The sequence below is a fragment of the Extensimonas vulgaris genome (genome assembly GCF_003337425.1).
In the GTDB taxonomy this organism is placed as follows: domain Bacteria; phylum Pseudomonadota; class Gammaproteobacteria; order Burkholderiales; family Burkholderiaceae_C; genus Extensimonas; species Extensimonas vulgaris.
Genome location: NZ_QPJU01000001.1, coordinates 365,705 through 379,767 on the forward strand (window position 1 = coordinate 365,705; position 14,063 = coordinate 379,767).

The 14,063-nt window shown below is 66.9% G+C and carries 12 protein-coding genes; 8 read left to right on the top strand and 4 right to left on the bottom strand.

Going from position 1 to position 14,063, the window contains the following annotated elements:
- Positions 1-28 precede the first annotated feature (28 nt).
- Positions 29-1,345, bottom strand: a complete 1,317-nt coding sequence (locus DFR45_RS01655; RefSeq protein ID WP_114481949.1) for a M48 family metallopeptidase — start codon at positions 1,343-1,345, stop codon at positions 29-31.
- Positions 1,346-1,387: 42 nt separating this feature from the next.
- On the opposite strand from DFR45_RS01655, the gene orn reads away from it, so the two are divergent.
- The 5 genes from orn (at position 1,388) to DFR45_RS01680 (ending at position 7,361) form a co-directional block, all read left to right on the top strand.
- On the top strand, positions 1,388-2,023 hold the full coding sequence (orn, locus tag DFR45_RS01660) for an oligoribonuclease (protein WP_114481950.1): 636 nt from the start codon (positions 1,388-1,390) through the stop codon (positions 2,021-2,023).
- Between the two features lie 343 nt (positions 2,024-2,366).
- Positions 2,367-4,064 (top strand): DEAD/DEAH box helicase, encoded by a 1,698-nt coding sequence (locus DFR45_RS01665; RefSeq protein WP_114481951.1) that lies wholly within the window; start codon positions 2,367-2,369, stop codon positions 4,062-4,064.
- A 176-nt stretch (positions 4,065-4,240) separates the two neighbouring features.
- Positions 4,241-5,437 (top strand): acyl-CoA dehydrogenase, encoded by a 1,197-nt coding sequence (locus tag DFR45_RS01670; RefSeq protein WP_114481952.1) that lies wholly within the window; start codon positions 4,241-4,243, stop codon positions 5,435-5,437.
- Between the two features lie 181 nt (positions 5,438-5,618).
- Positions 5,619-6,581 (top strand): chemotaxis protein, encoded by a 963-nt coding sequence (locus DFR45_RS01675; protein WP_114481953.1) that lies wholly within the window; start codon positions 5,619-5,621, stop codon positions 6,579-6,581.
- 99 nt (positions 6,582-6,680) lie between these two features.
- The gene (locus tag DFR45_RS01680) at positions 6,681-7,361 is read left to right on the top strand and encodes a DUF4124 domain-containing protein (RefSeq protein WP_114481954.1); all 681 of its coding nucleotides are present in this window, start codon (positions 6,681-6,683) and stop codon (positions 7,359-7,361) included.
- A gap of 103 nt (positions 7,362-7,464) precedes the next feature.
- Here the strand turns inward: DFR45_RS01680 and DFR45_RS01685 are convergent, their stop codons facing one another.
- Entirely contained in the window at positions 7,465-8,448 is a 984-nt protein-coding gene (locus DFR45_RS01685) for an NAD-dependent epimerase/dehydratase family protein (protein WP_114481955.1), read from the bottom strand.
- 98 nt (positions 8,449-8,546) lie between these two features.
- Here DFR45_RS01685 and DFR45_RS01690 point away from each other — a divergent pair, with 98 nt between their 5' ends.
- The 3 genes from DFR45_RS01690 (at position 8,547) to DFR45_RS01700 (ending at position 11,482) form a co-directional block, all read left to right on the top strand.
- A complete protein-coding gene (locus tag DFR45_RS01690; RefSeq protein WP_114481956.1) occupies positions 8,547-9,602 on the top strand; it encodes a CDP-6-deoxy-delta-3,4-glucoseen reductase in 1,056 nt (351 codons plus the stop codon).
- A 41-nt stretch (positions 9,603-9,643) separates the two neighbouring features.
- On the top strand, positions 9,644-10,393 hold the full coding sequence (locus tag DFR45_RS01695) for a metallophosphoesterase family protein (protein ID WP_338324290.1): 750 nt from the start codon (positions 9,644-9,646) through the stop codon (positions 10,391-10,393).
- A gap of 84 nt (positions 10,394-10,477) precedes the next feature.
- Positions 10,478-11,482 carry an AAA family ATPase gene (locus DFR45_RS01700; RefSeq protein WP_114482193.1) on the top strand — a complete coding sequence of 335 codons (1,005 nt, stop codon included), beginning with the start codon at positions 10,478-10,480 and terminating at the stop codon, positions 11,480-11,482.
- Between the two features lie 66 nt (positions 11,483-11,548).
- Here the strand turns inward: DFR45_RS01700 and DFR45_RS01705 are convergent, their stop codons facing one another.
- Together DFR45_RS01705 and DFR45_RS01710 are read right to left on the bottom strand one after the other, a co-directional pair.
- Positions 11,549-12,181, bottom strand: a complete 633-nt coding sequence (locus DFR45_RS01705; protein ID WP_338324289.1) for a transglycosylase SLT domain-containing protein — start codon at positions 12,179-12,181, stop codon at positions 11,549-11,551.
- 43 nt (positions 12,182-12,224) lie between these two features.
- Entirely contained in the window at positions 12,225-13,970 is a 1,746-nt protein-coding gene (locus DFR45_RS01710) for a proline--tRNA ligase (RefSeq protein ID WP_114481957.1), read from the bottom strand.
- Positions 13,971-14,063 lie beyond the last annotated feature (93 nt).

The following is a 14,063-nucleotide window of genomic DNA, read 5'->3' on the forward strand; positions in this document are numbered from 1 at the left end:
ATACGTCTGCATAAAATGGCATTTTGGTTCATGAACTCGCGGCGGGCGCAGGCAGCCGCGCGAGGCGCTCCACGGCCGGCGGGTGCGAGTAGTAAAAGCGCACATAGAGCGGATCGGGCGTGAGCGTGGAGGCGTTGTCCTCGTGCAGTTTGAGCAGCGCCGAAGCCAGCGCCGCGCCGCTCGCCTGGGCGGCGGCGTAAGCGTCGGCCTCGAACTCGTGGCGGCGCGAAAGCCCGGCCCACAGCGGCGCGAAAAAGTAGCCGAACACCGGCACCACCAAGGCAAACAGCAGCAATGCCAGAGCGTCGTTGGGCACCTGGCTGCCAGGGGCGAGCAGGAAGTTCGGGCGCACACCCAATCCCGTGTAAAACCACGGCTGCGTCGCGAGCCAGCCCAGCAGCGCAAAACCCGCCAGGCTCATGGCAAACAGGGCCGCCATGCGCTTGCCGATATGGTGGTGCTTGAAATGCCCGAGCTCGTGCGCGAGCACGGCCTCGATCTCGTCGGGCGTGAGCCGCTGCAGCAAGGTGTCGAAAAACACCACGCGCTTGGCCGCGCCCAGGCCGGTGAAGTAGGCGTTCGCATGCGCGCTGCGGCGGCTGCCGTCCATCACGAACAAGCCCTTGGCGGCAAAACCGCAGCGCGCGAGCAAGGCCGTGATGCGCTGCCTGAGCGCCTCGTCCGCAAGTGGCGTGAACTTGTTGAAAAGCGGCGCAATCACCATCGGGTACAGCACCATGAGCAGCAGATTGAAGCCCATCCACAGCGCCCAGGCCCACAGCCACCACAGCGTGCCCGCAGCGCCCATGAGCCACAGCACCGCCGCCGCCAGCGGCAAGCCCAGCAGCGCGCCCACGAGGGTGGACTTGAGCAAGTCGGCCAGCCACAAGCGCAGTGTCATGCGGTTGAAGCCAAAGCGCTGCTCGATCACGAACGTCTGGTAGAGCGTGAGCGGCAAATCGATCACGCCGTTGATGAGCGTAAACACCGCAAGCAACGCCAGTTGCTGCAGCAGCCCGCCGCCGCGCTCGCCCACGAGCGCGAGCAGCGCCTGGTTGAGCGCGTCCAGCCCGCCCAGCAGCGTCCAGCCCAGCACCACGGCCGTATTCAGCGCAATCTCGAGCAGGCCCAGCCGCCCCTTGGCCAAGGTGTAGTCGGCCGCCTTCTGGTGCGCAGCCAGCGGAATGCGCCCGACAAAAGGCGGCGGCACCTGCGCGCGGTGGCGCGCCACGTGGCGCATCTGCCGCGTGGCCAGCCAGAACTTGAGCAAAAGCTGCACACACAGCGCCAGGGCAAACACCAGCGTGAACGCGAGCGAAGGGGAAAATGCGTCGTGGCCTATCATGCGCCGGGAGTTTACGGGCAGTTTGCGCGGAAAATCGGCGCCATGTCCCAAGCCCCTCAAGCCCCCAAAGCCCCCGGCCCCACCGCCAGCCTCGTTCCCGCCGCTGCCGCGGACGCCACCGCCCCCGCAGCGCTGCCCAAGTCCGACCAGAACCTGGTCTGGCTGGACTGCGAAATGACGGGCCTCGAGCCCGACACCGACCGCCTGCTCGAAATCGCCGTCGTCGTCACCGGCCCCGACCTTGCGCCGCGCGTCGAAGGCCCCGTGTTTGCGATCCACCAGGAAGACGCCGTGCTCGAGCGCATGGACAAATGGAACAAGGGCACGCACGGCAAAAGCGGCCTGATCGCGCGCGTGCGCGCCTCCACGATCACCGAGGCCGAAGCCGAACGCCAGCTGCTGGCCTTTTTGAGCCACTACGCGCCCAAGGGCAAGGTGCCCATGTGCGGCAACAGCATCGGCCAGGACAGGCGCTTTCTGGTGCGCTACATGCCCAAGCTCGAGCGCTTTTTCCACTACCGCAACGTGGACGTGAGCACCCTCAAGGAACTCGCCAAGCGCTGGAAGCCCGAGGCCTACGAGAGCTTCAAAAAAGCGCAAAAACACACCGCACTCGCCGACGTACACGAATCGATCGACGAGCTCGCGCACTACCGCACGCATTTCTTGCGCGTGTGAATGGCCGTGAATGCGCGCAAATTTTTCCTGCAGAAAATTCCCAGCCGTGCCATAATCGCGCCCCTGCCCAGGTACAGCGCCTGGGCAGTTTTGTTGCATCTCCCCTCACACTCCCGGGCCGGTACATGCCGTGCTGCTGTCAAGGCGCCTGCTGCATTCATTGCACAGCCAGGCGACGCGCAGCCCCACCGCATTTGCGAATGTGCCCACCCTCGCGCTACCCAGCCGGCGCCAACCCGGCTCTCTCATTGCGCGCAGGCTTCGTTTGAAGGTGGATGTTTTTAACCACCCGTGAAGCCGTAGCAAGCTGCGCTTGCTATTGTTTTTTATAAAGAATCCGTCCATGACCGACACTTCGCAAGTGCGGGGCGAGCACGCCCCCGTTTCCCCCATCTCCGCCCCCGTCTCTCCCTCTGCCGCAGCCTTGGCAAGCGAGTCCACGCCCGAAAACGGCTTTGCCGCGCTGGGCCTCGCGCCCGAACTGCTGCAGGCCGTGGCTGAGCTGGGCTACACCGCGCCCACCGCCGTGCAGCAAAAAACCATTCCGCTCGCCATGGGCAATGGCGCTGCTGCCATGGGCTTCATCGACCTGATGGTGTCGAGCCAGACGGGCAGCGGCAAGACCGCCGCCTTCCTGCTGCCCGTGCTGCACACGCTGCTGCGCCAGCAGGCCGAAGCCCGCGCCGCACAGGAGCGCACCGCTGCAGACGCCGCCCATACCGCTGCCGCGCGCGGTGAGGACGCCCCGCGGCGCGCCAAGCGCAAAAACCCCACCGACCCGCGCAACTTCAAGGCCGCCACGCCCGGCGCGCTCGTGCTGTGCCCCACGCGCGAGCTGGCCCAGCAAGTCGCCAATGACGCGATCGACCTCGTCAAGCACTGCCGCGGCCTGCGCGTGGCCAGCGTGGTGGGCGGCATGCCTTACCAGATGCAGATCGCCCGACTGCAAAACGCCAACCTCGTCGTCGCCACGCCCGGGCGCCTGCTCGACTTGCAGCGCTCGCAGCAGCTCAAGCTCGATCAGGTGCAGTTCCTCGTCGTCGACGAGGCCGACCGCATGCTCGACCTGGGCTTTGCCGACGACCTCGCCGAAATCCACCAGCTCACCGCGCAGCGCCGGCAAACCATGATGTTCAGCGCCACCTTTGCGCCGCGCATCCAGCAGCTCGCCCTGCGCGTGATGCACGACGGCGGCGCCTCGATGCAAAAGGTGCAAATCGACACGCCGCAGGAAAAGCACGCCAACATCGAGCAAAAGCTCTACTGGGCCGACAACGCCCAGCACAAGCGCCAGCTGCTCGACCACTGGCTGCGCCACCCGGCGATCGAGCAGGCCATCGTGTTCGCGAGCACCCAGATCGAGTGCGACGGCCTTGCCAACGACCTGCAGCAAGAGGGCTTTTCTGCCGTGGCCTTGCACGGCGCGCTGAGCCAGGGCCTGCGCAACCGCCGCCTGATGGCGCTGCGCAAGGGCCAGGTGCAGATCCTCGTGGCCACCGACGTGGCCGCACGCGGCATCGACGTGCCCAGCATCACGCACGTGTTCAACTTCGGCCTGCCCATGAAGGCCGAGGACTACACGCACCGCATCGGCCGCACGGGCCGCGCCGGGCGCGACGGCCTGGCCGTGACCTTTGCCGAATTCCGCGACCGGCGCAAGATTTTCGACATCGAAAACTACAGCCGCCAACCCTTCCAGGCCGCCGTGATCCCCGGCCTGGAGCCCACGCAGCGCGCTCCCCAAGCGGGCCGCTCGTTCGGTGGCAAGGGGCAAGAGGGACGGCGTGGCGGCGCTTCGGGCGGGCGGGCCCGCGAGGGCAGCGGCTACGGTGGCGGCCGCGGCAAGCGTAGCGATTTTGCGCGTGATGATTTTGCCCCGCGCTCCTTCGGCCCGCGCCGCGACGGCGAAGGCTACGGCCGCAAGTCCGGCTTCGGCGATTTTTCCGGCTCCAGGCCCGCTGCGGCACCCGGCGGTGCCGGCCGTGGCAAGGCTTTCGTGCCGCATGCGGCACGCGAATCGCACAAGCGCGCCGCGCGCTGAGCGCTTTCGCCTTCGCGCTTGGGGTGCCCTTTTCGCCACCCCAAGCGTAACGCCATGGGTAATGCCATAGGTAATGCCATGGCGCGGGGCATGTTCCCTGCTGAAACAGGCTGCTGCGGGCAGCGTCGGGCCTATCATGTGCACTTCGTAAAAAACCGCTTTTTTCTGGAGAGCTCATGGCCAATGCCCCCTTCCACTGGGACGATCCTTTTTTGCTCGAGCAGCAACTCAGCGCTGACGAGCGCATGGTGCGCGATGCCGCCGCGTCGTACTGCCGCGACAAGCTCGCGCCGCGCGTGCTCGAAGCCTTCCGGCACGAAAAAATGGACACCAGCATCTTCCGCGAGATGGGCGAGGTCGGCCTGCTCGGCCCCACCATCCCCGAGCAGTATGGCGGGCCGGGGCTGAATTACGTGGCCTACGGCCTGATCGCGCGCGAAATCGAGCGCATCGACTCGGGCTACCGCTCCATGGCCAGCGTGCAAAGCTCGCTCGTGATGGTGCCCATCCACGAATTCGGCACCGAGGCGCAAAAGCAGAAATACCTGCCCAAGCTCGCGCGCGGTGAGTGGATTGGCTGCTTCGGCCTGACCGAGCCCGACCACGGCTCCGACCCCGGCAGCATGGCCACGCGTGCGACCAAGGTCGCGGGTGGCTATCGTCTCAAGGGCAGCAAGATGTGGATCACGAACAGCCCCGTGGCCGACGTGTTCGTGGTCTGGGCCAAGGAGGTCAGCGAAAGCGGCGCCGTGGGCCCGATCCGCGGCTTCGTGCTCGAAAAAGGCTTCAAGGGACTGAGCGCGCCCGCCATCCATGGCAAGGTGGGGCTGCGCACCTCGGTCACGGGCGAGATCCGCATGGACGACGTGTTCGTGCCCGAAGAAAACGCCTTCCCCACCGTACAGGGCCTCAAAGGGCCGTTCACCTGCCTCAATAGCGCACGCTACGGTATCGCCTGGGGTGCGCTGGGCGCGGCCGAGTTCTGCTGGCACACGGCACGCCAATACACGCTGGACCGCAAGCAGTTCGGCCGCCCGCTCGCGGCCAACCAGCTGATCCAGAAAAAGCTCGCCGACATGCAGACCGAGATCGCCCTGGGCCTGCAAGCCTGCCTGCGCATGGGCCGCATGAAGGACGAAGGCACGGCTTCGGTCGAGGCCACTTCCATCATCAAGCGCAACAACTGCGGTAAGGCACTGGACATCGCCCGCATGGCGCGCGACATGCTGGGCGGCAACGGCATCAGCGACGAATTCGGCGTAGCGCGCCACCTCGTGAACCTAGAAGTGGTCAACACCTACGAGGGCACACACGACATCCACGCGCTGATCCTGGGCCGCGCGCAAACGGGCATTGCGGCGTTTGCGAACTGAACCTCGTCCGCTGCCATCCACGCGCCGATGATGAAGATCTTTTTGGCCATGAGCCATTGTCCTGAAAGCGCATGAAGCTATCAAATACATAGCTTCACATTGGGAACGACCAGGGTGCGCACTAGAATCGCGACTTCTCCCTATTTGTTTCCGTCTGTGACAGATTCCGCAAAGGACCGCCATGACAAACGTGCAGCAGGAAGTTGACGAGCGCACCCACCTGACCAGCTCGAACCAGTTCGAGCTGTTGTTGTTCAAGCTGGGCAAGGACAAGGTGCTCGGCCAGTCCGAGCTGTTCGGCATCAACGTGTTCAAAATCCGCGAGATCGTGGCCATGCCCGAGATCACGCCGATCGCCGGGGCCTCGCCCTACGCGCTGGGCGTGGTGAACCTGCGCGGGCAGGTCATCCCCGTGTACGACCTGCCCGCCATCGTCGGCTGCACGCCCGAAAAGCTCAACATCCTGCTCGTGACCGAATACGCACGCAGCACCCAGGCTTTCGCCGTCGAGTCGGTCGAAGACATCGTGCGCCTCGACTGGAAGCAGGTGCTTTCGGCCGAGGCCAGCGGCGCCGCGGGCAAGCTCGTGACCAGCATCGCGCGGCTCGACGGCAACCAGGATGGATCACGCCTGGCGCAAGTGCTCGACGTCGAAGCGATCTTGCAAATGGTTGCACCCAGCGCGACGGCAGACGTGAACCCGAGCCAGGTGGGCGAGCGGCTGCAATTGCCGCCCGGCACCATCGTGCTCGCGGCGGACGACTCCTTCGTCGCGCGCTCGCTCATCGAGCAGGAGCTGCAACTGCTGCACGCGCCTCACGAAATCACCAAATCCGGCAAAGAAGCCTGGGAGCGACTCAACGCCATCGCCCAAAGCGCCGAAGCCGAGGGCAAGAGCGCGCGCGACAAGGTGGCGCTGGTACTCACCGACCTCGAAATGCCCGAGATGGACGGCTTCACGCTCACGCGCAACATCAAGCAAGACCCGCGCTTTGCGGGGATTCCCGTGGTGATCCATTCCTCGTTGTCAGGCAGCGCGAACGAAGACCACGTGCGCAGCGTGGGCGCGGACGGCTACGTGGCAAAGTTCGCCGCACAGGAACTGGCCGAAACCATACGCCGCGTGCTCAGCGCGCGAGGCTGAGCCACCCAAGCCCTCTGCCCACACCTGCCGAGCGGCGCCATGCCTGCTGCGCATCTTTCGCCCCCCCTGCCACAGCCGCGTGCGGTTGCGGCGGCACCCATGGGGCGTCTTGCTTTCGCGCTGGTCTGCGCGACGCATTTGCTGTCCCCGTCGGCTCTGCACGCCCAGGTGCTGCGCTGCACCGATGCGCGCACGGGCGCGGTCACCTACACCAACGACGCCTGCCCCAGCGGCAGCAGCGTGCGCGAGGTGGAGCCGCGCAAGACGCCCGAAGAGATCGCCCGCGAGCGCGCCCAGGCCGCCGAGGCGCTGCAGCGCAAGCAGCAGCAATTGCAGGCCGAATCCGCCGCCCAGGCCCAGGAGGAGCGGCAAAAGGCCCTGGAAGAACGTGAGCGCAAGCGCGCCGCGCAAGCCGCCCAACCCAGCGCGCACGACTACGCCCATTCGGCAGCCTGCGCACGCTCGCGGCGCAACCTCGACGTGCTGGCCAGCAGCCTGGGCAGCACTTACGAAGACCAGGCGCGCCTCGAAGCCGCGCAGCGCCAGATGGATCTGGACTGCCTCGGCCCCGAAGGCTACGCCGAAGTGGAAAAGGCGCGCGCCTTGCGCTCCGAACCCAGCGTGCCGCCGGTGATCGTCGTGCCGCAGCGCCGCCCAGGTTACCGCCCCAACCACCCCGAGCCATCGCCAACGCCGCCGCAAAAACCCGGCGGAGCCTTCCAGTGCGACGTGTTCCGCTGCTGGGATGGCAAAGGCAACGTGTATCCGGTACCGCGTTGATGCTACTGATAACGAAGCTGCTTGCGCAATACAGATAAGGCTTGGCGCACAAAACGGCGCCAAACTCCGAAAAATCCGCCTGCGGTCATCGCGCCCATTGCCGCTACCTGGCGCGCAAACCCTCGGCCACGGTGGGGTAGCGCAGCCGCAGGCGCAGCTCGTGCCGCAGGCGCCGGTTGTCGAGGCGGCGCGATTCGCTCATGAAGCTCAGCAGCAGCGGTGGCAGTTGTTCCTGCGCCGCACTGCGCGCCAAGCGCGGCGGGCGCGGCAGGCCGTACAGGTCTGCGGCAAGGTCGAAATAGTCGCCCATCTTCATCGGCTGCAGGTCGCACACATGGTAGGCGCGCTGCGGCCGGCCGCGCCACAGTGCCGCGAGGCAGGCGCGCGCGAGGTCGTCGGCGTGGATGTGGTTGGTGAACACGTCGTCCTGCGGCGCGAGCGCGGGCGTGCCCTTGCGCAGCCGTGCCTCGGGCGTGCCGCCTGCGCGGTCGGGGGCATAGATGCCCGGAATGCGCAAAATGCTCGTGCGCACCCCGGCGCGGCCCAGATGCCGCACTGCGCGCTCGGCATTCGCGCGGCGCTGCGCACGCGCCGTGGCCGGCGCCAGCGGGCGCGTCTCGCGCACCCAGGCGCCCGCGCAGTCGCCGTACACGCCGCTCGTCGAGGCATAGACGAGCGCCCGCGGCGGCGTGCGCAGCCGCAGCACGCGCACCAATGCCTCGGTGCGCGGATCGCTCCAGCAGGCCGCCGCAGCGCCCGCGGCAGGCGGCGGCGCGAGGTGCAGCACGTGCGTGGCCAAACCCGCGAGGCGGCGCAGCGTGGCCGGCGCGTCGAGGTTGCCGAGCAAGGGCGTAATGCCTTGCGCGCGCAGCTCGGCCACGCGCTGCGGGCTCGAAGTCAGCGCCAGCACACGCAGGCGCGGCGCCCCGGCCTGCGGCGTCGCGCCCCGCTGCGCGCCGACCACCTCACTGCGCAAGGCACGCACCACGCGCAGACCCACGTCTCCGCAGCCCACGATCAACAGCCGCGCACGGCGAAAACGCGCGGGCAGCGCGCCCATGGGGCGGAAAATGGCAAGTCTTTGCATGGCAGCGGTGATCAGTAGGAAAAGGTCAAATTTGGAGAGGCCACGGCACAATCTTGCCCCAGCAACCTGTCCCATGTTCCCGAGGATCACCCCACATCATGACGACCCCAGCCTCGTACCAGATCACCGTGCAACCCAGCGGCCGGCGCTTTTCCGCGCAGGCGGACGAAACGATTTTGAACGCCGCGATCCGCGCCGGCGTGGGCCTGCCCTACGGCTGCAAAGACGGCGCCTGCGGCTCGTGCAAGTGCAAAAAGCTCAGCGGCAGCGTCGTGCATGGCCCGCACCAGGACAAGGCCCTGAGCGCCGCCGAAGAGGCCGCGGGCTTCGTCCTGACCTGCTGTGCGCAACCGCGCAGCGACGTGGTGCTCGAATCGCGCCAGGTCACCGACGAAAGCGCCTTTCCGATCAAGAAAATGCCCGTGCGCGTAGCCGCGCTCGAGAAAAAATCACCCGACGTGATGCTGCTGCGCCTACAGCTGCCCGCGGCCGAGCCGCTGCGCTACCACGCGGGCCAATACCTCGAATTTCTGCTGCCCGGGGGCCTGCGCCGCGCGTACTCGATGGCGAACGCTCCGCACACGCTGGGCACGCCGCCGCACGTCGAGCTGCACATCCGCCTCATGCCCGGCGGCCACTTTACCGAGCAGGTCTTTCACACCCTCAAAGAAAAAGACATCCTGCGCGCCGAGGGGCCGTTCGGGAGCTTTTACCTGCGCGAGGATTCTGGCAAGCCCATCATCTTGCTGGCCTCGGGCACGGGCTTTGCGCCCATCAAGGCCATCATCGAACGGCTACAACACTTGGGCAGCACGCGCCCCGTCACGCTCTACTGGGGCGGGCGCCGGCCGGTCGATTTGTACCTCGACGACTGGGTGCGCGCGCGCCAGGCCGAGATGCCGCAGCTGCGCTACGTGCCCGTGGTTTCGGACGCGCTGCCCGAAGACGGCTGGAGCGGCCGCACCGGCTTCGTGCACCAAGCCGTGCTCGACGACTTTGCCGACCTCTCGGGCCACCAGGTCTATGCCTGCGGCGCACCCATCGTGGTCGAATCGGCGCGCACTGCCTACTGCGCCGAGCGCGGCCTGCCGCCCGAGGAGTTCTACGCCGACGCCTTCACCTCCGAGGCGGACAAGCACCCCCAAGCCGCCTGACGCCACCCACCCGCCACCGTCGAGACTGCAAGAGCCCGCCCATGACCCGCATCCGCATCGCCCTCGTGTCCGACATCCACGGCAATCTGCCCGCGCTCGAGGCCGTGCACGCCGACCTGCGCCGCCGCGGCGCCGATCTGGTGGTGAACCTGGGCGACAGCCTCTCCGGGCCCTTGCTCGCGCGCGAGACGGCGCAGTTCCTGCAGGCCCAAGGCTGGCCCGCGGTGGCCGGCAACCACGACCGCAACCTGATCGAACAAAGCCCGGCGCAGCTCGCCCCGCCCGACGCCTGCGCCCATGCGCAGCTCGGCGCGCAAGAGCTCGCCTGGCTGCGCACGTTGCCCGCAACGCTGCGCGAAGCCGACCTGTTCTTCTGCCACGCCACACCACAGCACAACTGCAGCTACCTGCTCGAAACCGTGCTGCCCGGCGGCGCCGTGCGGCTCGCCAGCCCGAGCGAAATCGCGCAGCGGCTGGGCGCAGAGCGCGCCGCATTCGTCGCCTGCGGCCATACGCATTTACCGCGCGCGGTGCGCACCGCGGCAGGGCAATGGATCGTCAACCCCGGCAGCGTGGGCCTGCCCGCGTTCGAGGACGACAGCCCCTGTCTGCATCGCATCGAAACCGGCTCGCCCGACGCACGCTACGCCCTCGCCGAGCGCACCGCACGAGGTTGGAGCGTCGCACTCATCAGCGTGCCCTACGACCACCGCCCCATGGCGCAACTGGCGCGCAGCCGCGGCTTTGCCGACTGGGCCGTGGCCCTGGAGACAGGGTACATGGGGCCATAGCCAGGTGCCTGCGGTTTTCCCGCATGCAAAGCGGGCATGTTCTGTGCTTCAATAACGCTGTGATATAGCCGTCAGGAGCACATGATGAACGAGCATAGCCTTGTCCCTCCTTCTCCTTTGCGTTTACCCGTGGCGCAGATACGCCACGTGTTTTCCCCCGCCGAGGTCGAGCGCAAGCTCGCGCGGCTGCAGGAAGCGGGCAACCAGCGCGACTACGACAACCTGCGCAGCGTCTATGAACGCATGCTCGAGCGCGGCCCCGAGCGCTTCCAGGTCAAGCCCGCGGGCGTGCCCGACATGGCTGGGCTGTACGAGGCACTGCCCAACTTCAGCGCCGTGCTCGACGACGTGAAGCGCCATGTGGCGCTTGCGCAGGACAGCAGCGACGGCCTTGAAGTCACGCCCATGCTGCTGCTGGGCCCGCCCGGCATAGGCAAGACCCATTTCGCGCGCCAGCTCGCCGAGTTGCTCGGCACGGGCATGAACCTGCTGCCCATGAGCTCCATGACGGCGGGCTGGCTGCTCTCGGGCGCCTCGTCGCAGTGGCGCGGTGCGCGCCCGGGCAAGGTGTTCGAGGCGCTGGTCGAGGGGGAATACGCCAACCCCGTGATCGTCGTCGACGAAATCGACAAAGCGAGCGGCGACGCGCAGTACGACCCGCTGGGTGCGCTCTACAGCCTGCTCGAGCACGACACGGCGCAGAGCTTCACCGACGAATTCGCCGAAGTCGCCATAGACGCGAGCCAGGTCATCTGGATTACCACGGCCAACGACAGCCGCAGCATCCCCGACCCCATCCTGAACCGCATGAACGTGTTCGAGGTCGATGCGCCCACGCTCGACCAAGCCCGCACGATCGCGCGCAATCTCTACCAAAGCATTCGCGCCGGGCACGATTGGGGCCGCCTGCTCGACCCCGAGCCGCTCGATGACGTGCTCGATGTGCTCGCGCAGATGCCGCCGCGCGAGATGCGCCGCGCACTCATGACAGGCTTTGGCAACGCACGGCTGGAGCGGCGCGCGAGCATGCAGGTCGCCGATCTGCCCAAGGCCGCCGCAGGCCGCAGCCGCATCGGCTTCGTGCAGTGAACGCTGCCGCGCTGCGGGCGGCGAACAAAAAAGTGGCGTAGCCGTTCACAACGGCCTTTTGCGGTGTCAGGCCGCCGCGTACATGCGGTCTTCGAACACCCACTTGCGCTGCGCGCCCAGCACCGCCATCGGGTACGGCGCCTGGCCGCGGCTGCCGTTGTAGCGGCCCAGGGCTAAAAAGAGATCGCCGCGCTCGCGCTCGAGGTAGTGGCGCAGGATCACGCAGCCAAAGCGCAGATTGGTCTGCATATGAAACAGCTTGCCCGCGTCGCCGTCGCCGATCAGACGCGCCCAGAACGGCATGACCTGCATGTAGCCGCGCGCTCCGACGCTGGAGACGGCGTACTTGCGAAAGCCGCTCTCGACCTGGATCAAACCAAGCACCAGCGACACGTCCAGCCCCGCGCGTCGGGACTCGTACCACACGGTCTGCAGAAAGTCGCGCCGCTGCTCCCATTGCGGCAGGCGGCTGCGCAGGCGGTCGCTCATGGTGCCCAGCCAGCGCAGGTAGCGAATGCGCGCATCGGTGCTGGCAAATTCGGGCTCGGGCGGCGCCGCGTTGCTCACGGCCAGGTGCAACGCCGTGCGCACCGAGTCCGCGAGCGGCTCCTCGACCTGTCCGCCTGCATGCGCTGCGGTCGGCACTGCCAGCCAGACGGCGGGCGTCCCCAAAGCCGCCAGGCAGGCACGCCGCGACATGCCCGGGGCCCCAACCATCTCTGTGCGCCGCATGCCCATACCGTCATGCCCCCATGCGGCCCTGCAGGTGGGCCAGGATGTCCGCGAGCGCAACTTTGACAGCCGCCGTTTCGCGGCGGTGCTGGTATTCGACCTGCGCCTCCTTCAAGCCCCGCTCGGACAGCACGATGCGGTGCGGCACGCCGATCAGCTCCCAGTCGGCAAACATCGCGCCCGGGCGCTCGCTGCGGTCGTCGAGGATCACGTCGATCCCCGCAGCGCACAGGTCGGCATAGAGCTTTTCTGCCGCAGCGCGCACGGCCTCGCTGCGCTCCATGCCGATGGGGCAGATCACCACCGTGAACGGCGCGATGGCGTCGGGCCAGATGATGCCGCGCTCGTCGTGGTTTTGCTCGATGGCCGCAGCCGGCAAGCGCGTGATGCCTATGCCGTAGCAGCCCATTTCGAAATGCCGTGGCTTGCCGTTTTCATCCAAAAACGTAGCATTCATCGCACGACTGTATTTGGTTCCGAGGTAAAACACATGACCAACCTCGATGCCGCGCTCGATCGCGAGCTCGCCTTTGCCGTCGGGCGAGCGGTCGCCCGCGACCACGTTGCGCAGATCGGCTACGGCGTCGGGTTCCGGCAGGTCGCGCACCCAATTCACGCCGCGCAGGTGGTGGTCCTCTTCGTTCGCGCCGCAGATCCAGTCGGCCATCAGCGCCACCTCCCGATCCGCCACCACTTTCACCGGCTTTTGCAAACCGATCGGGCCCAGGTAGCCGGGCTTGCAGCCGAAGTGTGCTTCGATCTCGGACTGCGTGGCAAAGCGAAAGCCCTGATCCAGCCCCGGCACCTTGCCGACCTTGACCTCGTTCATGTCGTGGTCGCCGCGCAGCAGCAGCAGCCAGATCTGCGTGTCGATGATGTCGCCCGCCTCACTCGTGCGGTCGGTGGCCAGCACGAGCGACTTCACTGTGCTCGCCAGGGGCACGCCGAGCAGTTCGGCCACTTCGGCGCAGGTGCTCTTGCCGGGCGTGGGCACTTTTTGCAGCGGCTGGGTGGCCGCAGGGCGCGGGCCTTGCGGCGCGAGCGCCTCGGCCTTTTCCATGTTGGCGGCGTAGTCGCTCTGCGGGCAGTAGACGATGGCGTCCTCGCCGGTCGCGGCAATCACCTGGAATTCCTCGCTCAAGTCCCCGCCAATGGCACCGCTGTCCGCCGCCACGGCGCGGTAGCGCAGGCCGAAACGGTCAAAGATGCGCCGGTACGCCTGCGCCATGGCCTGGTAGCTGGCCTGCGCGCCCGCCGGGTCGCGGTCGAAGCTGTAGGCGTCCTTCATGATGAACTCGCGCCCACGCATGAGTCCGAAACGCGGCCGGCGCTCGTCGCGGAACTTGGTCTGGATCTGGTAAAAATTCTTGGGCAGCTGCTTGTAGCTGTGCAGTTCCTGGCGCGCGATGTCGGTCACCACCTCTTCGCTCGTGGGCTGTACGACATAGTCGCGCCCGTGGCGGTCCTTGATGCGCAGCAATTCGGGGCCCATGGCATCGAAGCGCCCCGTCTCCTGCCACAGCTCTGCCGGCTGCACGATGGGCATGCATAGCTCCACGGCGCCCGCGCGGTTCATCTCTTCGCGCACGATGGCCTCGACCTTGCGGATCACGCGCAAACCCATGGGCATGTAGTTGTAAATGCCGGCGCTCAGCTTTTTGATGAGACCGGCGCGCAGCATGAGCTTGTGGCTCACCACTTCGGCGTCGGCCGGGGCTTCTTTGAGGGTAGAAATGAAAAATTGAGAGGCTTTCATCGAGCGGGATTTCAGTCTGTTCAGACCCGTCCTCTTGCCGCGCGCGGGGCGCTGTGCATAATGGACACAGTTCAAAAAATTTTGGGGTTTGAT

What these genes read in the sequence shown, in the direction of transcription:
- DFR45_RS01655 (WP_114481949.1), bottom strand. Translation starts at nt 1,345, where the DNA reads ATGATAGGCCACGACGCATTTTCCCCTTCGCTCGCGTTCACGCTGGTG.
- orn (WP_114481950.1), top strand. Translation starts at nt 1,388, where the DNA reads ATGTCCCAAGCCCCTCAAGCCCCCAAAGCCCCCGGCCCCACCGCCAGC.
- DFR45_RS01665 (WP_114481951.1), top strand. Translation starts at nt 2,367, where the DNA reads ATGACCGACACTTCGCAAGTGCGGGGCGAGCACGCCCCCGTTTCCCCC.
- DFR45_RS01670 (WP_114481952.1), top strand. Translation starts at nt 4,241, where the DNA reads ATGGCCAATGCCCCCTTCCACTGGGACGATCCTTTTTTGCTCGAGCAG.
- DFR45_RS01675 (WP_114481953.1), top strand. Translation starts at nt 5,619, where the DNA reads ATGACAAACGTGCAGCAGGAAGTTGACGAGCGCACCCACCTGACCAGC.
- DFR45_RS01680 (WP_114481954.1), top strand. Translation starts at nt 6,681, where the DNA reads ATGGGGCGTCTTGCTTTCGCGCTGGTCTGCGCGACGCATTTGCTGTCC.
- DFR45_RS01685 (WP_114481955.1), bottom strand. Translation starts at nt 8,448, where the DNA reads ATGCAAAGACTTGCCATTTTCCGCCCCATGGGCGCGCTGCCCGCGCGT.
- DFR45_RS01690 (WP_114481956.1), top strand. Translation starts at nt 8,547, where the DNA reads ATGACGACCCCAGCCTCGTACCAGATCACCGTGCAACCCAGCGGCCGG.
- DFR45_RS01695 (WP_338324290.1), top strand. Translation starts at nt 9,644, where the DNA reads ATGACCCGCATCCGCATCGCCCTCGTGTCCGACATCCACGGCAATCTG.
- DFR45_RS01700 (WP_114482193.1), top strand. Translation starts at nt 10,478, where the DNA reads ATGAACGAGCATAGCCTTGTCCCTCCTTCTCCTTTGCGTTTACCCGTG.
- DFR45_RS01705 (WP_338324289.1), bottom strand. Translation starts at nt 12,181, where the DNA reads ATGTCGCGGCGTGCCTGCCTGGCGGCTTTGGGGACGCCCGCCGTCTGG.
- DFR45_RS01710 (WP_114481957.1), bottom strand. Translation starts at nt 13,970, where the DNA reads ATGAAAGCCTCTCAATTTTTCATTTCTACCCTCAAAGAAGCCCCGGCC.